The following is a 17,704-nucleotide window of genomic DNA, read 5'->3' on the forward strand; positions in this document are numbered from 1 at the left end:
TTTCGGCAGCGGCGGGACCCTTCGTCGCGCCCCGCCGTCGGCCCTGGTCAGGCCGCCTCATCCGAGCGTAGTCGGCTGCGCACGTTCGGTCGAAAGGCGCCCGCCGGCCGGCTGGCCCTGCCGCCGGGCGAGCGTGAACCGCACGATGGTGCCGCCGCCCGCCGCGGGCTCGATCCAGATGCGCCCCTTGTGGTACTCCACGATGCGTTTCACCAGCGAGAGGCCGATGCCGGTACCCGCGTACTGCTCGCGCGGGTGGAGCCGCTGGAAGATGACGAAAACCCGCTCCGCGTACTGGGCGTCGATGCCGATGCCGTTGTCGACCACCGAGATCTCCCAGTGCGCGCGCATGCTCCGCACCTCGATCTGCACCTGGGGCGGCCGCTCCGGGTCGCGGAACTTCAGCGAGTTGCCCACCAGGTTCACGAACAGCTGCTGCAGCAGGGCCCGCTCGCCGTGCACCACCGGCATCGGGTCGTGCACGATCTCGGCGCCCGTCTCCTCGGCGCGTTCGGAGAGCTCGAACAGGGCGGCCGCCAGGACGCTCTCGAGATCCACGTCCTCGCGCGCCACACCCGTCCGGCCCACCCGGGAGAAGCTCAGCAGGTCCTGGATGAGCCGCTGCATGCGCTTGGCACCGTCGACGGCGAACTCGATGTACTGGTCGGCGCGTTCGTCGAGCGAGTCGCCGTACCGCTTCTGCAGGAGCTGCGTGAAGCTCGCGACCTTGCGCAGCGGCTCCTGGAGGTCGTGCGAGGCCACATAGGCGAACTGCTCCAGGTCGCGGTTGGACCGCTCGAGCTCCCGCGTCTTCTCGCTGAGCAGGCCGTGCGCGTTCTCGACCTCCTGGTGCGACAGCCGGATCTCCTCGACCTGGTGCACGAGGTCCCGGCGCATCGTCTCCACGTGCATGGCGAGGAGGGCCACCTCTCCCGCGCCGACGGGGGTGATCTCGCGCCGGAGCTCACCGCTGCTCACCACCCGCACCGCGGCGGTCAGCTCCGTCAGCGGGCGGATCACCCAGGACTCCAGCGCGAGCCACATCATCGTGCCCATGAGCACGACGACGAACACCAGCGTGATCACCGCGCCCAGCAACAGCTGTTCCCAGACCGCCCGGGTCGCCACGATCTCGTCCCGCTGTGCGCTCAGCTCGGCCAGGTACTGCACGACGGCGGTGCGCGCACTCTCGTAGAGGGCGTCACCCTCCGCCGGGGCCGGGGCGGTGCCGAGCAGCTCCATCCGGCACGCCATCTGACCGGCTGGCGCCGCCTCCACGGCCGCCACCACGGGCTCCGCGTACCCCTCGAACCACGCGTCCGTACGACGCACGGCCTCCTCGTACGCCAGCGCGACCTCGGCGTCGGACTCGAGCGCGCGCCGTTCGACGTCGGCCAGCAGCATGATGCGGCCGCTCGACCCGACGGCGCGTTCCCAGGGTTCCAGCGCGGCCTCGTCGCACGTCGCCCGGTAGGCGCGCAACGACGCCTCGGCGTCGCCCAGCGCGAGCGACGCGCGCTCCCCGTCGACCAGCGCCCGGTAGTAGGGCCCGTCGGCCCGGGCGTCGAGGCCGCGCGACTGGACCAGCGCGAGCACCGCCACGGCGAGGGCGATCACGAGCATGGCCGCCACCGCTCCCAGCAGCCGGGCGAGCCGGCTGCGCATGGACACACCGGTGAACCGGTGCTCGTCGGGCACCAGCGTCATGCCCGCGACCACTCCACCGAGTCGGCCAGCGTCGAGGTCCGTTCGGCCGGGCCCGTCGCACCGGCACCGGCCCAGCCGACGAAGAGGAGCGCCGCGTCGTCGACCAGGGGGCCGCCGTGCAGCTCGCGCACGCGGCGCAGCACGCGGGTGACCACCTCGTCGGTGCCCTGGTCCATCTCGTGCTCCACGACGCTGCGCAGCCCGTGCGCGCCGAGCCGTGGCATGCGCCCGTGGGCACTGGGTGGCAGCACCGGCGTGCCCTTCGGGTCGGCGCCGACCGCCGCCTCCACGAGCCCGTCCGTGTAGAGCACGGCGGTCCACACCTCGGGCAGCTCGACGGTGTGCGGCGACCAGCCGCCGTCCACCGGGATGCCCAGGGCGCGTCCCCGCCGTGCCGACGACAGCTCCTCGCAGTGGTGCGTGACCTGCGTGGCGTCCGTCACGGCCCGGGGCACGACGAGCAGCGGCGGCAGGTGCCCGGCGAGGTAGACGTCCATCCGGCCCCGGTCGGGTGTGATCACGACCTGGCAGATCGTGACGAACACCTCGGGTCGGCCGCGCTCGGCCAGGAGCACCCGTTCCAGCAGCGGCAGGACGTCGCCGGCGGGGGTGTCCGCCAGCACGAGGGTGCGCCACGCCGTCCGCATGGCCGCGCCCAGCGCCGCCTCGTCGGGGCCGTGCCCCGCGACGTCGCCGATGACCGTGACGAGCGTGCCGTCGGGGCGCTCCACCGTGTCGAAGAAGTCACCGCCGAGCAGGCCGTTGCCGCCGGGGAGGTACCCGACCATGACGGAGACCTTCTCGTCCGTGACCAGCTCCTTCGGCAGCAGCGCACGCTCCAGCCGGTTGGTCTCCGCTGCACGCACCTCGCTCCGGAAGAGCGCTATTTGCTGGGCGGCGGACCGGCGGCGCAGCGTCGCGTACCGGAGGCAGCGGGCGAGCGCGTCGCCGTCCACGTCGCCCTTGACCAGGTAGTCGTCGGCCCCGTTCGCGACCGCGGACGCACCCAGGTCGTGCGCCGTGTTGCCCGTCAGGACGACGACGGCGGGCTGGACGGGCAGCACGTCGATGCCGTCGATGATGCGGCGCAGGGCTCCGAGGCCTTCGGCGTCGGGCAGGCCCAGGTCGAGCAGCAGACAGTCCACCGCCACCATCGAGAGGACCCCCAGGGCCTCGTCGACGGACCGGGCCCGGTGCAGGTCGGCTCGGAGATCGGCCTCCACGTCGGCATCCGCCAGCAGCTCGCCCACGAGGAACGCGTCGGCGTCGTCGTCCTCGACCAGGAGCACCGAGATGGGCCCGTCGATCCCGGACGGGCGCGCTTCGGGTCCGGGCCCTCTTCCGGGCCCCGCAGTTCCTGCCCCGCCCAGTGCCATGGCGGCGATCCTATCCAGCGAGATGACGCTGTGTCAGCGGACAGGCCGACAGGTGCGCGATAATGGTCGGCCGGTTGATTGCGACCGAGGCTTTTTCGCTGGTGAACCACGGAGGTATGGCGTGACGGGAATCGCGGGCGAGCTCGCCCACGAGCAGGCAGTCGTCGACACGATGTACGTCCGGTTGGACACCCTTCGCGGCACCACGGCGGACCGTCTGCGGGACGTTCGCCTGTCGGGTGCCACCGGAACGCACCAGAACCGCAGCGAGCGGGACGCGTTCGCGACCCTCTACGAGGACCGCGCCGCCCAGCTCGACGCCGTCGAGGACCGGCTGGTCTTCGGCCGCCTCGACCTGTCCGACGGCGCCACCCGGTACGTCGGGCGGATCGGCCTGACCGACGCGGAGCACCGCTCGATGCTGACCGACTGGCGCGCCCCGGCGGCCGAGGCGTTCTACCGCGCCACGGCGCTGCACCCGGGTGACGTGCACCGGCGTCGGCATCTCGTGACGAAGGGCCGGTCGGTGACCGGCCTGGAGGACGAGGTGCTCGACCTCGACGCCGAGATCGACCCGGACGCACTGTCCGGCGAGGGCGCGCTGCTCGCGGCGATGGCGCAGGGCCGGACCGGCCGGATGTCGGACATCGTCGCGACCATCCAGGCCGAGCAGGACCGCATCATCCGCTCCGACCTGTCCGGCGCGCTCGTGGTCCAGGGTGGCCCGGGCACGGGCAAGACGGCGGTGGCGCTGCACCGGGCCGCCTACCTCCTGTACGCGCACCGGCGCCTGCTGGAGCGCTCGGGCGTGCTCGTGGTGGGCCCGTCCAGCGCGTTCCTGCGCTACATCGACCAGGTGCTGCCCTCGCTGGGCGAGACCGGTGTGGTCTCCACCACGGTCGGCGACCTCATCCCCGGGATCCGCGCGACCGCGGTCGACGAGGGGCAGGTGGCCCGGCTCAAGGGGCTGCTCCTGTGGCGCAAGATCATCCGCCGGGCGGTGCGGGCCCGGGAGCGGGTGCCGGAGCGGGAGGTCACGGTGCGGATCGAGGGGCACGACTTCGTGATCCGGCCTCGGGACATCAGGGACGCGATCGCCCGCGCCCGCCGCACGCACAAGCCCCACAACCTGGCACGTGGCGCCTTCGTGCGCGACATGCTCGACCGCCTCACCGACCAGTACCGCGACTTCACGGACGCGCCGCTGTCGGGCGAGGACCGCGCGTCGGTGTTCGAGGACCTCCGGTCCGACCGGGACGTCCGCGTGGCCCTGAACATCGCGTGGCTGCCCATCACGCCCGAGAAGCTGGTCACCGACCTCTACACCAAGCCGCACCGGCTGGCCGAGGCCGCACCGGAGCTCACCGCGCGGGAGCGGCGCCTCCTGCAACGGGAGGCCGGCGCGCCCTGGACGGAGTCCGACGTGCCGATCCTCGACGAGGCGTACGAGCTGCTCGGCGAGGACGACTCGGTGGCGCTGGCCGAGGCCCGCCACCGCGAGGCCGAGCAGGCCCGGGAGGTCGAGTACGCGCGTAGCGTGCTCTCCTCGACGGGCGCCGGCGACGGCCTGGTCGACGCCGAGACGCTGGCCTCCCGGTTCGCCGCGACCGGCCCGTCCCTGACGACCGCCGAGCGCGCCGCGAGCGACCGCGCCTGGACCTACGGCCACGTGGTGGTCGACGAGGCCCAGGAGCTGTCCCCCATGGCCTGGCGGTCGCTGGTGCGCCGGGTGCCGACCCGGTCGATGACCATCGTCGGCGACGTGGCGCAGACGTCGTCGGCGGCGGGCGCCCGCGACTGGGACCGGATGCTCACCCCGCTGCTGCGCGACGGGTGGCGGCTGGCCGAGCTGACCGTCTCCTACCGCACACCGGCCACCGTCGCGGACACCGCCCAGCGGGTCGCGCGGGCCGCGGGGCTGCCCGTCTCCGACCTGCGCGCGGCGCGCGACGTCGAGGGCTCTCTCACGGCGGTGCGCACCGCGGCGGGTTCCGACGGCCTGCCGGACGAGGACACCGTGGTCGCCGAGGCGCTCGGCCTCGTCAAGGAGCTCGTGGGGCCCGACGCCGGCCGGGTGGCCGTCGTGGCCCCCGGGTCCGGCGCCGCACGGCTGGCCGAGGCCGTCGCGGAGGCGCTGCCGGGGGTGGTCGGCACCGCGGAGGCCGCCCGTCTCGGGGCACAGCGCCCCGAGGACGCGCAGGTGACCGTGCTCGAGCCGCGCCAGACCAAGGGCCTGGAGTTCGACGCCGTGGTGCTGGTCGAGCCGGCCGCGATCGCCGAGGGCGCCGGCGGGACCAGCGACCTCTACGTCGCGATGACCCGGCCGACGCAGCGCCTCGTCGTCGTGCACGCCCGGGACCTGCCCGAGGGCTTCTGACGCGGCCACACGGCGTGCCGGGCGCGGGCGGGACGTGTCCCAGCAGGCGGGACGTGTCCCAGCAGGCGGGACGTGTTGTTGCATCCGCCCCGCCTGGCGCACCATGGGTCCGTGCAGAGAGCCCTTCTCCTCGAGAACGTCCACCCCACCTCCGTCCCGATCCTGGAATCGGCCGGGTACGAGGTCGACTACCGCAAGGGAGCCCTCGACGAGGACGAGCTGATCGCCGCGCTCGACGGCGTCCAGCTGCTGGGCCTCCGGTCCAAGACCGAGGTGACGGCGCGCGTGCTGTCCGAGGCGACGAGCCTCGTGGGCGTCGGTGCCTTCAGCATCGGCACCAACCAGATCAACCTGACCGCCGCGGCCCACCGGGGCATCGCCGTGTTCAACGCGCCGTTCTCCAACACCCGCTCCGTGGTGGAGCTGGCGATCGCGGAGATCATCTCGCTGACGCGCCGGATGACCGAGCGCGACCGCGCCCTGCACTCGGGCGTGTGGGACAAGTCCGCGGAGGGTTCGCACGAGGTGCGCGGCCGCACGCTCGGAATCGTCGGCTACGGCAACATCGGCTCGCAGCTCTCCGTGCTCGCCGAGAACCTCGGCCTGTCGGTCATCTTCTACGACACCGCCGAGAAGCTGGCGCTCGGCAACGCCCGCCGCGTCGAGACGCTCGACGAGCTCCTCGAGACCGCCGACATCGTGACGCTGCACGTCGACGGTCGCTCCGGGAACGCCGGCCTGTTCGGCGCGAAGCAGTTCGCCCGCATGAAGCAGGGCGCGATCTTCCTCAACCTGTGCCGCGGGTTCGTGGTCGACGTCGACTCGCTGGCCGAGCACATCACGTCCGGGCACCTCTCGGGTGCCGCCGTCGACGTCTTCCCCGCCGAGCCCAAGAAGCGTGGGGACAGCTTCGAGTCGGTGCTGCGCGGTCTGCCCAACGTGATCCTCACGCCCCACGTGGGTGGCTCCACCGAGGAGGCGCAGGAGTCGATCGGCCAGTTCGTGGCCAAGAAGCTCAGCGACTACGTGACCACCGGCTCGACGATGCTCAGCGTCAACCTGCCGAACCTCCAGCTCGAGCACACGGGCGTCGGCCGCATCAAGCTGCTGCACCGCAACGTGCCGGGCGTGCTGGCCACCGTGAACCAGATCTTCGCCGACCACGGCGCCAACATCGAGGGTCAGATGCTCGCCACACGCGGAGACATCGGCTACGTGGTCACGGACATCTCCGACGTGACGGAGCGGGGCGCCTCGAAGAAGCTCCAGGCGCTGGACACGACGATCCGCCTCCGCATCCGCGATGCCTTCGACCGTCCGGAGTTCCCCCCGGGCCCTGCCGCCCGCTGACGACCTGTTGAGTGCGTGGTATTTGCGCCGCTGACCGGTTCAGCGGCGCAAATACCACGCACTCAACGACGGGTCCAGGTCAGCCGAGGACCGAGGCCGGGACCTTGTAGGCGCTGAACGCGTCGGCCACCTGGGCGTCGTCCAGGCCGTAGCGCTCCAGCGTGTAGGCGTGCGGGCGGTGGCCGGTCCGGTCGAGGGCGGCGGCGAGGTTGGCGTCGTCCGCCTCGCCCCAGGTCAGGTCCAGCCGGTCGAAGACCCCGCGCATGACCGTCCCCGGATCGGCGAGCAGGTCGTCGTAGGCCACGTCGACCACCGCGTCGTCGGGGAGCTCGGCACGCAGCTCGAGCGCCCGCTCGACGCCGCGGGCGGAGATCTCCAGCCACTCCCGGCCGATCCGGTCGAGGTCGATGCGGCCGGGCCTGGTGTACAGCACGTGCGTCGCCTCGGCCATGGAGCTGCCCGAGGCGACCGCGGCAGCCGGTGCGCGGTGCGTCCACACGAACCGCGCGTCCGGGAACGCACGCCGGATCTCCGGCATCCGCCACAGGTTCATCGGGTGCTTGACCACCCAGCGCTCCGGCGCCTCGCCGGCCGCCATGACCTGCAGCGCGTCGCGCAGGAAGAGGTAGTCGTCCGTGAGGTCCGCGCGCGCCACGTGGTCGAGGTAACGCGGCAGGGGACCCCACGTCGCGTACATCTCGGTGTGGGCGCGCAGCATGAAGTCCTCCTCCTCGCTGTCGGCGACCAGCGGGTGCAGGTGCGCCCACGCGGGGCTGAGCTTCGCCACGGTCGCGAACCGCTTGCGGGCCTGCGCGATCAGCCGTTCGCGCTCGGCCTCCGGCCGCGGAAGTCCCAGGTTGGTCATCTCCCAGAGCTTCGGCCCGCGGTGACCGGGGTGCCGTGCGATCAGGTTGTAGGTCAGGGTGGTCCCGGTACGCGGCAGGCCGACGACGAACACCGGCGCGGTCACCGGCTCGTCCCGGACCTCGGGCCGGCTCGCCTGGGCGTCGCGCACGACGACGCGGTTGCGCAGCCGGTCCCGGACCTGGTCCTGGGTGCTCGACCACCCCATGGGGCTCAGCTCCGGATACGCGGCGAGGTCGCTCAGGAGCAGCCGGAGGCCGTCCACCGCCGCGAGGTCGTCGGCGCCGAGCGGGACGTGCCCGCGCTGCACCTCCTGGAGCAGGCGTTCGAAGACGGCGTCGGGGTCCTTGCGGGTGCGCATACCGGGGGCGAGCAGCACGTTGAGGAGCCGGAGCAGGGGCGTGGCCTGGGACATGGCGCTCATCCTGCCCAGACCGCCGCTCGGCGACAAGCGGCGCGGGGCGTCTGACCTGGATCGTGATCCAACTGGTGGCGCCGCCCGGCCGTTCGTCCGTTAGCATCCCGAGCGAGGGCTTGTACCCGGCGTCACTTGATCCGGTCCACGTCACCGACGAGAGGGGAACCGTGAGTGCACGACCGCCGTCGGAACCGCAGGTGCGGCTACGCGACGTCACCGACCGCACGCTCCTCGTGGAGACGACCACGGCTGCCGACACGAACACGGTGTACGAGGGCCTGCGAGAGCGATGGGGCTCCGTCGCCCCGGTGGAGCTCGAGCCGGGCGTGCCGGCGTGGCTGGTGCTCGGCCACAACGAGGCGGTCGGCGTGCTGCGGGACGACCGCACCTTCATCAAGGACCCGTCGATCTGGCGCGGGCACGAGGAGGGCCTGCTCGGCCCGCAGTCGGCACTGCATCTCGTGCTGCCCCGCGCCCCGAAGCCCACGCTCGCCGACGCCGACGGCGCCAAGCACGCGCGGATGCGGCCACCGGTCGACGACGCGCTGGGACAGGTCGACGAAGCCCGCGCGGCGGCGATCACCCGCCGGCTGTGCGGGATGCTCATCGACCGGTTCGAGGATCGCGGTCGGGCCGACCTCGTCGCCGAGTACGCGGCAGTGGTCCCGTTCCTCGTGCTGTCCGAGCTGGACGGGCTGGACCCCGCCCAGGCGCAGCGGCTGCAGGAGATCACGCGGGCGATCTTCGAGTCCGGCGCCGCCGCCCGGGAGCGCACCGTCGAGCTCCTGGAGATCGTCACCGGGCACATCGCCCACAGCCGGAGGCTCGGTACCCGGGACATCGCCGGGGTCCTGGCGGTGCACGACAACTTCGAGAGCGACCTGGAGCGCGCCCAGACCCTCACCGCGATCACGCTGGCGGCCAACGAGGCGCTGCTGGCCTGGATCGCGCAGACGTTCGCGCTGGTCCTGAGCGACCCGCGCTTCTCGAACCGGGTCTCCGGGGGGCGGCTGCACATCGACGACGCGCTCGACGAGGTGCTCTGGCGCTCGACGACCAACCCGAACCTCATGCCACGGTTCGCCACGCGCGAGGTGGTGATCGGCGACAAGCTGGTCGAGCGCGGCGAGGCGGTGATCGTCGCGGTGCACGCGGCCAACCACGACCCGCTGGTCCAGTCCGCCGATCCGTGGGACACCGTGGGGAACCGCGCATACCTGTCGTTCGGTGCGGGACCCCACCGGTGCCCCGCGCCCCGGCTCGGTCGCGTCATCGCGCGCATCGCGGTCGCGGAGCTGCTGCAGCGCCTGCAGGTGACGCTCGTCGGTGACCCCGACAAGGTCGAGTGGGCGACGAGCCCGTGGATGCGCTTCCCGGCCCGGCTCCCGGTCACGTTCCCGCCCCCGGCCAGCCAGCCCGCTCCCGGCGCCTGGCCCCCGGGGCCGGCGGAGTTCGCGTCCTAGAGCAGTTCGTTTCCGGGAGCGGCCCGGCCCGTCACGCCGCGCGGACCGCGGCGAGACTGTCCGCGACCACCTCGTCGACGGTCCGGGTGTCGTCGATGACGGCTCCCGACTCGTCGGGCTCCAGCGGTTCCAGGGTGTCGAGCTGGGACTGCAGCAGCGACGGCGGCATGAAGTGGGTCCGGCGCTTCATGCGGTCGAGCAGGACCTCGAACGTCGAGTCGAGGTGCACGAAGAAGAGCCCGGCGTGGCCCTCGCGCAGCCAGTCACGATACGGCCGGCGCAACGCCGAGCAGGCGGTCACCGAGCGCTCGCCCGCCGCATCGAGCCGGGCGATCTCCTCGGCCAGTGCCCGGAGCCAGGGACGCCGGTCGTCGTCGTCGAGCGGGATACCGGCCGACATCTTCTCGATGTTCGCCGGCGGGTGGAACGTGTCGCCCTCCACGAAGACGCCGTCGAGCGCCACTGCGAGCGCACGGCCGACGGTGGTCTTGCCCGTCGCGGTCACGCCCATGACGACGAGGTGGCGCGGCGCGCTCATCCGGTGACGAGCCAGAGCAGCGCGGCGAGCAGGAAGATGGCGAGGCCCAGGGTGGTCTCCAGCACCGTCCAGGTCTTGAGCGTCGTCTTGACGTCCATGCCGAAGAACCTGCTCACGAGCCAGAACCCGGAGTCGTTCACGTGGGACAGGACCGTCGCGCCCGCGGCCACCGCGAAGACCAGCAGCGTGATCTTCACGTCACTGAGTCCCTCGGCGGCCACCTGCGCCGAGATCAGCCCGGCCGTCGTCGTCAGGGCCACGGTCGCGGAGCCCTGCGCCACCCGCAGCACCGTCGCGATGAAGAAGGCCTGCAGGAGGATCGGCAGGCCCAGGTCGGACAGCGCGCCGGTGAGCGCCGTGCCGATGCCGCTGGCGCGGAGCACGCCACCGAACATCCCACCGGCCCCGGTGATGAGGATGATCGAGCAGATCGGCCCGAGCGCGTCGTCCAGGAGGCTGGTGGCCTGCCCCATCGAGAACCGCCCGCGGGACAGCACCGCGAGCGCCACGAGCACGGTGATGAGCAGCGCGATGGGGGTCTGCCCGATCAGTATCAGGGTGCTCGCCCAGTCCGCCTCCTCGGCGATCGTGCCGGCCTGGATCAGGGTGTCCACGACCGTGTTGAGCGAGATCAGCACCAGCGGCAGGAGCAGGATGAACAGGACGGTGCCGAAGCGCGGCGGCGCCTGGGTGGCCGTGGCGGTCGTCCCGCCTCCCGCGGAGCCGCCCTCCGCGCTCTGGTCACGCCCGCCGTTCATGCGGCCGAAGACGGCGTCGGTGGCGTCGATGCGGTAGCGGTTGCCCAGGTAGCGGGCCACGTAGTAGACGCCGAGGAACCAGGCGGCGACCGCGACGGGGATGCCCATCAGGAGCGTGAGGCCGATGTTTCCGTCCATCAGGTTCGCGGCGGCCACGGGCCCGGGGTGCGGTGGCACGACGGCGTGCATGACCGCGAACGCGCCCGCGGTGGGCAGGCCGTAGCGCAGGATGCCGCCACCGAACCGTCGCGCGACGGTGAAGATGATCGGCAGGAACACCACGAGGCCCGCGTCGAAGAAGATCGGGAAGCCGAAGATGAGCGCGGCGACGCCGAGTGCGAGCGGCGCGTGCTTCTCGCCGAACCGGGCGATGAGCGTGTCGGCCAGGACCTGCGCGCCACCGGTGGTCTCGAGCAGTCTGCCGACCATGACGCCGAACCCGACGAGCAGCGCCACCGAACCCAGCGTGCCGCTGAAGCCGGTCATCAGCGCATCGGGGATGTCCGCCACCGGGATCCCGGCTGCGACCGCGGTGAGCAGGCTGACCAGCACGAGCGCGGGAAAGGCATGCAGCTTGAGCCGGATGATGAGGAACAGGAGCACAGCGACGGCCGCCGCTGCGATCAGGAGCAGGGTGCCAGCCCCGTAGACCGGCTCGATCTCGGTCATCACCGCCTCCTCGCGGTCCGTCCTGTGCTGCTGGATCGTCTCGACAGTAGCAGCACGGATCGATGCGATGGTGCAGTGCGGCAGAGTGTCGTGCCAGGTCGTTGCCGTGGGCGCCCCGAGATGCGGTAGGCGGCGACGGTGTCAGCGGGCCGACGCCATGGCCTCCGCACGCCCCTCGGCCCGTGCCCGGTCGAGCAGGCGGTCGAGCCGCGTGCGGCGTGCGCGCAGCGTCCGGCGCACCGCCCAGCCGACGAGAACCAGAGCGAGCAGTGCCAGCAGGTGCGGCAGCGGGAGCGCCCAGACGGTGTCGGTGAGGGTCACGTCGGCCGGGACGGGCACGTCCGGACCGTCCTCCGCCACGGCGGCGCCGACCACCGCCTCGACGCCGAACGGCCCGACCGGCCACGCCCGGGGCACCGTGACCGTCACCTCGCGCCGGCCGCCGGGCAGCACCTCGAGCGCCTCGCCCGCTGGTGCGGTCACGGCGGGACCGCCGAACCTGCTCTCCGCCCGCACCTGCGACGTGGTGTGCAACGCCACCGTGCCGTCGTTGACCACGGCATACCGCAGCACCAGCTCGCCGGGTTCCAGCAGGCCGGCCCCCTGCGTGAAGGACGTGCCGAGCAGCTCGGCCTTCATCGAGGCGACCACCTCGCCCGGCGTGCGCAGGTTCACGCGGACCCCGACCCGCGACTCGACCTGCAGCTCGCCGCCCGAGCGCACCGAGGCGGCGACGCCGGCCGGGTGGTCGCCGGGCACGGCGTCGGCGGGTGCCACGACCTCGAACGGCACCACCTCGGTCTCCCCCGGTCCGACGACCACGTCGTCGGGCACGGTGATCCACGACCCGCCGTCCTCGGCCGGGACGGACGACGGCCGCATGTCGAAGCTGCCCCGGTCGGTCAGGTACCCGTCGTTGGCCGACAGGGCGAACGTCGCCTCGCGCGCCGAGTGGTTGCGCACGGCCACGCGTTCCGTGGCTCGCTCGCCGGGCTGGAGCTCCAGGTCGATCACGTGGCGCCCGTCCGGGCCCGACGCGTCGGCCGGTACGACCGACCAGGTGATGCGCTCGTCGGCGGCCGCTCCGGCCGAGGTGGACCCCGTCGCGGCGGCCGGCGCCCCGATCACCAGTGCCGGGGCGACCAGTGCCGCGGCGACCAGCCCCACGACGCCCCGGACCACGCTGCGGACATGCATACGAAACCCTCCGGAGAACGTCGTCGAGTGCTGGATGACCGCGCTCCGCCGAACCGGTCGGGAGCGAGTATCCAGCACTCGACGAGGTGGTTGGTCAGCCCTCGAAGAGCGAGAGGGTCAGAACCGAGGAGTACTCGCCCGGGGACACGTCGGCGGGCGTGCGCAGCGTCAGGTCCGCCGTCACGTCCCAGGGGCCGGCCTCGGCGCCGGCCGCCCAGGTGGACAGCAGCAGCTCCTGGCCCCCGAGGCCGACGGCGGCGCCGCCCGAACCGTCGGGGAGCACGCTGGAGACGGGCTCGCCCGCCGCGACGTCGCCCGACGGCGACGGCGTCAGCAGGCGCGGTGCCCAGCCGAGGTACTCGGCGCCGATCGGCTCCTGGCCCTCGGCGGTGAACTCGCTCGCCTGGCCGACGACCGCCCAGTACGAGCCCTCCGGCACGTTCGCGGCGTCGCGGGTGTCCTCGACCGTGACCGTGGGCAGGCTGCCCACGAACTGCCGGGCCTCGGCGTCGGAGCCCTCCTCGGCGAGGGCGACGCCGTCGTTCGGCGCGACCGACATGCTCAGTGCGCCCGGCGTGTTGTCCTCGATCGTCACGGACAGGTCGACTCCGGTGTCGTCACCGTCGGCGGCCGCGGCCGAGGTGGCGAGGCCACCGACCGTCGCGACGGCCAGACCGGCCGCCGCCGCGGCGATCCGCTGGGTGGTGTGGCGGTTCATCATGGTGTCTCTTCTCTTCGTGCTGGTACGGGTGGTGGTGCGAGCGGCGCGGCCGGATGGCCGGGCCGGAGCCGTCGACGTGGTCTCACCCACAGGACAGGGCGGCGAGCGCCATCTCGTGCCGGACGGTGACGTCCTCGCCGTCGACCGTGCCGGTGGCGGTCACCGAGGCGGTGCCCTCCGGTACCGCCGCGGCGCGGGTCGCGAACGACTGGTACGCGCCGGCTCCCGGCTCGACGCCGGTCACCTCGCGGGAGCCGTGCTCGGTGGCCAGCACGACGTCCACGGGCACGTCCGCCCCGTTGACCGCTCGCACGGCGACGTGCACGGTGCCCGCCACGCAGCGGGCGGAGGCCTCGGCGGTGACGGGCAGGTCCGCCTCGGCCGCGGGCAGGGTCAGCGACCTGCGCTCCTCGGGGTTGCCCGCGGCGTCGGTGGCCGCGAACTCGATGACCTGCTCCGCGTCGGTGAGCGTGCGGGTGAACGGTCCGGTGTAGGTGCCCCAGAACGTCCCCGGCCCCTCCCACTGGATCCGGTCGACGCCGGACCCGTCGCCGTCCGTGGCCTCGAGCGTGATCTCGACGCTCGAACCGAGGTTCTCGACGCTCGCGGTGGTCACGGGTGCCGTGGTGTCCACCCGCAGGTCCCGCTGCGCCTCGCCGACGTTCCCTGCCGCGTCCGTCGCCAGCACGTGCACCGTGTGCGTGCCGTCACCGTCCAGGGTGAACGGTCCCGTGTACGGGGCCGGCTCCGCACCGTCGACCGCCACCTCGACCCGTGGCTCCGGGTCCCGGTTGTCGCTCACCCGCACGGTGACCGTGACGGGCTGCACGTACCAGCCGGACGGCGCGGCGACCGGCTCGGCGGTCAGGGTGACCGACGGCGCGGTGGTGTCCCCCGCCGTGTCCGGCTCGAGCACGAACACCACGGCCTCCGCGGGCACGTCCGTACCCTCGGCCAGGCCCGCGACGAAGAACATGCCGCCGGCCGTCGCGTAGTCGCTCGCGTCGACGTCGTCCCAGGCGACCGGGATCCGGCTGTCCCGGGACCCGTCCTCGTACTCGGCGGTCACGGCCGGCGGGAGCACGGGCGCGGTGCCCGCGAGGGTGACCACCGCGACGTTGTCGACCGCGACGACCGGCCCGGGGTCGCCGTCCCGCACGTACACCGTGCCGCCGACCGGCTCCACCAGGTCGGGAGACGTGCCGGTGACCGCGAAGGACCCGGCCGCGGCGACGTCGTCCGCCGCGACGTCGGCCCAGGTGACCGCGACCTGCTCGACCCGCCCGTCCTCGTAGACGACGTCGAGCTGCGCCGGCAGCTCGGGCAGCACCCCCACCTGCGTCGGGACGTGCACCGGCGTGTGGTCGATCGGGCCGAACGGGTCCTCGGGCTCGGGCTCGACGACGCCGCCGGTGCCCCAGACCTCCCACTCGGACACCCCGACCGCGGAGTAGGTCTCGTCCGGGCCTCCCGCGAGCGCCTGGAACGTGGCCCGCAGCCGGGTGGTCGTGACGGGCTCGAAGCTGGTCTCGTTCAGCTCGAGGCGGTCGGTGGGGAAGCCGCTCGGCGCCGGCAGGTCGGCGAACGCCTCGGCGTCCGCGTCCCAGTACTGGATCGTCCAGGACGTGGGCACGCGCACGTTGTCGCCGTTAGCCTCCGTCCCGTCGGACCAGAAGCGCACGACCGACCGGTCGACCCGGACCGGTGCCTCCCACGTGTACTCGAGCCACTGGCTCGCCGGGCGCGGGTCCTCGCCCCAGGTGGCCCAGGTGTCCTCGTGCGAGCCGCCGGTGCTGACGCCCTCGCCGTCGTTCACGGCGGCGACGCGGTTCCAGGAGGCGGTGTAGCTGGCGCTCGGCGTGGCCAAGGATGCGACGTTGCCGGGCTCCGCGGCCATCGCGTCGGCGCCGGCCGGCGGTGCCGCCACGGCAGAGCTCAGGCTGGTCAGGGCGAGGACGAGCGCGCCGAGGACGGCGGTCGCGCGGCGCCCGGCGACTCCGTGTGGTGTGCTCATGCCATCCTCGCCTTGCCCGCGGTCAGCAGGACGCGCTGGGCGTCCCGCCGGCTGATCAGGCCCTCGTCGGTGAACTGGTCGGTGATGCTCTGCACGCGAGCGAGGAACTCGCCGCGCGTGGCGAACCCGCCGTCTGCCCAGACGGCGTCGAGCAGGGTGGTGCCGTCGGGGCGGGCGGCGTTCACCACCCCGCTGTCCAGGCCGGCGAAGACGACGCGCGGCTCGGCTCGGCGCACGTACATGTGGTACGTCGTGTGGTCACCGGACCACGCGGGCTCGAGAACGCGGTCGCCGAGCCGGAAGTAGCCGTCCCCGGTGGCCTCGAACGCACTGTCGAGGGTGCCGTCGAGGCCCATGTGGCCGTAGAGGGAGATGTCGAGGTAGCTGGTGGCGGGGTCGCGCACGAGCAGCACGGTGGGGCCCCACTCGATGCTCTGGACCGCCGGGTCGTCCACGGTGGGTACGGCCCGGACGCTGAACGGCATGTCCACGTCGACCACGTCGCCGGACGCCCAGGTGCGCACGATGGACACGTACGCGCCGGGGACGGCGTCCAGCTCCTGCACCACGTCGTTGACGCGGACGGTGAAGCCCTTGCGCACCCAGCCCGGCACGCGCAGCCGCAGGTCGAGCTCGCCCGACCCCTCGAACGTCAGGCGGGTCGAGCCGGCCTTCGGGTACTCCGTCTCCTGGACCACGCGCAGCCCGCGCTCCGGCCAGTCCAGGGTCGAGGCGAGATAGAGGTTCACGTGCAGCGCGGTGCCGTCGGCGGACCGCAGGTAGACCGTGTCGGCGTACTTGACGTGGTTCTCCAGCCCGGTGCCGCCGCAGCAGGTGCCGGTGTTGCCGTACTCACGGCGGGTGCCGGGGTTGACGCCGTACATGTAGGTGACGTCGGGGCTCGTATCGGACTGCGTGTTCCGCTTGGACCCGACGATGTGGTTGAGCAGGCCGCGCTCGTAGTACTCCATGTACGCCGGGTCGAGCGTGTGCAGGTACAGCAGGCGGGACAGCTTGAGCATGTTGTACGTGCCGCAGGTCTCGGCATTCCGGGCGCCGATGTCGCCGGCGACGGTGTCGGGCGGACCGAACAGCTCCCCCTCACCGTGGCCGCCGTGCGCGTAGGTACGGCCCGGAACGACCATGCCCCAGAACCCCGTGACGGCGTCGAGGTAGCGCTCCTCCCCCGTGTGCTCGTAGGCCTTGAGGTAGCCGGGGAACTGCGGGATGTGCTGGTTGGCGTGCTTGCCGTTCAGGGTGTCGGTGCCCCCGGCGCAGGCGTCGACCAGCGGGGTCAGGTCGAACTTGCCGGCGGTGGCGACGTACTTGTCCTCGCCCGTGATCGCGGCGAGGTCGCAGAGCACCTCGTTCATGCCCCCGTACTCGCCGGCGATGTAGATGCCCCACATCCGCGTGAGCTGGTCGGCGGGCAGCGGGTCGAGCCGGCCGGAGACCCAGTCCGCCATCGGCGTGAGGATCTCCAGCGCCTGGTCGCTGTCGGCGACCTGGTAGGCGTCCCGCAGGCCCGCCATGATCTTGTGGCACGTGTAGTACGGCGCCCAGATCTCGCCGTACGGCGCGTACTTCTCGAGCTGGCTGAACTGCCACTCGCCGTACGCGGCGAGGAAGCCGGGGTGGGTGAACCGGCCCGTCGCCGCGAGCGCCGCCTGGACCTCGCCCAGCCCGGCGACCACCTCGTCCACCTTGTCCTTGAACACCTGCTCGCCGGTGGACGCCCACGCGAGCGCGAGGGCGGACAGGAAGTGCCCGCCGTAGTGCCCGCGCAGGAGGTTGGCGGTCTGGACGTTGGCCCGGCCCGGGTAGTCGTCCGGCCCCCAGGGCTCCTCGTTCGCGTGGCCGAAGCCCTCCCAGCCGCCCGGCGGGTTGGCGCCCCGCGTGTCGAGGCCGGCGTTGCGGCGGAAGACCGCGAGGACCCGGTCCACCGGGTAGACCCGGAGCAGGTGCAGGAGCTGGTCCTGCGACCGGGTGGCGACGCTCGGCGCGAGGGACACGTCGGCGAGCGGGAACGGCGTGGCCAGCCACCGGCTGGACACCGGGGACCGGTCGAGCAGGCGCAGGTAGCGGCGCGGCAGACGTGCGGCTACCTGCTGGGCGGCGAGCGGCGGGGCGGCCGAGGCCACCCCACCGGCGAGGCCGAGGGCGGCGGCGCCCCCGGCGAGGCCGGCTGCTCCGATCCGGAGCAGCGACCGGCGGGAGACCCCTGGGGTCTCGGGTGCACTGTGCATGGTGGT

General features: G+C 72.9%; 12 protein-coding genes. 3 read left to right on the top strand and 9 right to left on the bottom strand.

Going from position 1 to position 17,704, the window contains the following annotated elements; genetic code table 11:
* Positions 1–57: 57 nt before the first annotated feature.
* Positions 58–1,707 (bottom strand): sensor histidine kinase, encoded by a 1,650-nt coding sequence (locus ACFSL2_RS07875; protein ID WP_377197319.1) that lies wholly within the window; start codon positions 1,705–1,707, stop codon positions 58–60.
* Entirely contained in the window at positions 1,704–3,083 is a 1,380-nt protein-coding gene (locus ACFSL2_RS07880; RefSeq protein WP_377197320.1) for a PP2C family protein-serine/threonine phosphatase, read from the bottom strand. Before ACFSL2_RS07880 ends, ACFSL2_RS07875 begins: the two co-directional genes overlap by 4 nt.
* Positions 3,084–3,204: 121 nt before the next feature.
* On the opposite strand from ACFSL2_RS07880, the gene ACFSL2_RS07885 reads away from it, so the two are divergent.
* Complete coding sequence (locus ACFSL2_RS07885; RefSeq protein ID WP_377197321.1) at positions 3,205–5,460, top strand: HelD family protein; 2,256 nt, start codon at positions 3,205–3,207, stop codon at positions 5,458–5,460.
* 111 nt (positions 5,461–5,571) lie between these two features.
* Complete coding sequence (gene serA / locus ACFSL2_RS07890) at positions 5,572–6,810, top strand: phosphoglycerate dehydrogenase (protein ID WP_377197322.1); 1,239 nt, start codon at positions 5,572–5,574, stop codon at positions 6,808–6,810.
* Between the two features lie 79 nt (positions 6,811–6,889).
* On the opposite strand, the gene ACFSL2_RS07895 is transcribed toward serA, so the two are convergent.
* Entirely contained in the window at positions 6,890–8,089 is a 1,200-nt protein-coding gene (locus tag ACFSL2_RS07895; RefSeq protein WP_377197323.1) for a sulfotransferase family protein, read from the bottom strand.
* 170 nt (positions 8,090–8,259) lie between these two features.
* Here ACFSL2_RS07895 and ACFSL2_RS07900 point away from each other — a divergent pair, with 170 nt between their 5' ends.
* Positions 8,260–9,555: a cytochrome P450 gene (locus ACFSL2_RS07900; protein ID WP_377197324.1), complete on the top strand. Its 1,296-nt coding sequence runs from the start codon at positions 8,260–8,262 to the stop codon at positions 9,553–9,555.
* Between the two features lie 31 nt (positions 9,556–9,586).
* Here the strand turns inward: ACFSL2_RS07900 and ACFSL2_RS07905 are convergent, their stop codons facing one another.
* From ACFSL2_RS07905 to ACFSL2_RS07930, 6 genes are all read right to left on the bottom strand, one after another.
* Positions 9,587–10,093: a gluconokinase gene (locus ACFSL2_RS07905; protein WP_377197325.1), complete on the bottom strand. Its 507-nt coding sequence runs from the start codon at positions 10,091–10,093 to the stop codon at positions 9,587–9,589.
* Positions 10,090–11,520: a GntP family permease gene (locus tag ACFSL2_RS07910; RefSeq protein WP_377197326.1), complete on the bottom strand. Its 1,431-nt coding sequence runs from the start codon at positions 11,518–11,520 to the stop codon at positions 10,090–10,092. Before ACFSL2_RS07910 ends, ACFSL2_RS07905 begins: the two co-directional genes overlap by 4 nt.
* 141 nt (positions 11,521–11,661) lie before the next feature.
* Entirely contained in the window at positions 11,662–12,717 is a 1,056-nt protein-coding gene (locus ACFSL2_RS07915) for a hypothetical protein (RefSeq protein WP_377197327.1), read from the bottom strand.
* A 94-nt stretch (positions 12,718–12,811) separates the two neighbouring features.
* Complete coding sequence (locus ACFSL2_RS07920) at positions 12,812–13,438, bottom strand: hypothetical protein (protein ID WP_377197328.1); 627 nt, start codon at positions 13,436–13,438, stop codon at positions 12,812–12,814.
* 82 nt (positions 13,439–13,520) lie between these two features.
* A complete protein-coding gene (locus tag ACFSL2_RS07925; protein WP_377197329.1) occupies positions 13,521–15,452 on the bottom strand; it encodes an Ig-like domain-containing protein in 1,932 nt (643 codons plus the stop codon).
* Positions 15,449–17,698 carry a glycoside hydrolase family 127 protein gene (locus ACFSL2_RS07930; RefSeq protein ID WP_377197330.1) on the bottom strand — a complete coding sequence of 750 codons (2,250 nt, stop codon included), beginning with the start codon at positions 17,696–17,698 and terminating at the stop codon, positions 15,449–15,451. The genes ACFSL2_RS07925 and ACFSL2_RS07930 overlap by 4 nt, the downstream gene beginning before the upstream one ends.
* Positions 17,699–17,704 lie beyond the last annotated feature (6 nt).

Origin of the sequence: Promicromonospora aerolata, assembly GCF_042682255.1 — a bacterium.
In the GTDB taxonomy this organism is placed as follows: Bacteria; Actinomycetota; Actinomycetes; order Actinomycetales; family Cellulomonadaceae; genus Promicromonospora; species Promicromonospora aerolata.

Coding starts and splice junctions, on each gene's coding strand:
- ACFSL2_RS07875 (WP_377197319.1), bottom strand. CDS start 1,707: ATGACGCTGGTGCCCGACGAGCACCGGTTCACCGGTGTGTCCATGCGC.
- ACFSL2_RS07880 (WP_377197320.1), bottom strand. CDS start 3,083: ATGGCACTGGGCGGGGCAGGAACTGCGGGGCCCGGAAGAGGGCCCGGA.
- ACFSL2_RS07895 (WP_377197323.1), bottom strand. CDS start 8,089: ATGTCCCAGGCCACGCCCCTGCTCCGGCTCCTCAACGTGCTGCTCGCC.
- ACFSL2_RS07905 (WP_377197325.1), bottom strand. CDS start 10,093: ATGAGCGCGCCGCGCCACCTCGTCGTCATGGGCGTGACCGCGACGGGC.
- ACFSL2_RS07910 (WP_377197326.1), bottom strand. CDS start 11,520: ATGACCGAGATCGAGCCGGTCTACGGGGCTGGCACCCTGCTCCTGATC.
- ACFSL2_RS07915 (WP_377197327.1), bottom strand. CDS start 12,717: ATGCATGTCCGCAGCGTGGTCCGGGGCGTCGTGGGGCTGGTCGCCGCG.
- ACFSL2_RS07920 (WP_377197328.1), bottom strand. CDS start 13,438: ATGATGAACCGCCACACCACCCAGCGGATCGCCGCGGCGGCGGCCGGT.
- ACFSL2_RS07925 (WP_377197329.1), bottom strand. CDS start 15,452: ATGAGCACACCACACGGAGTCGCCGGGCGCCGCGCGACCGCCGTCCTC.
- ACFSL2_RS07930 (WP_377197330.1), bottom strand. CDS start 17,698: ATGCACAGTGCACCCGAGACCCCAGGGGTCTCCCGCCGGTCGCTGCTC.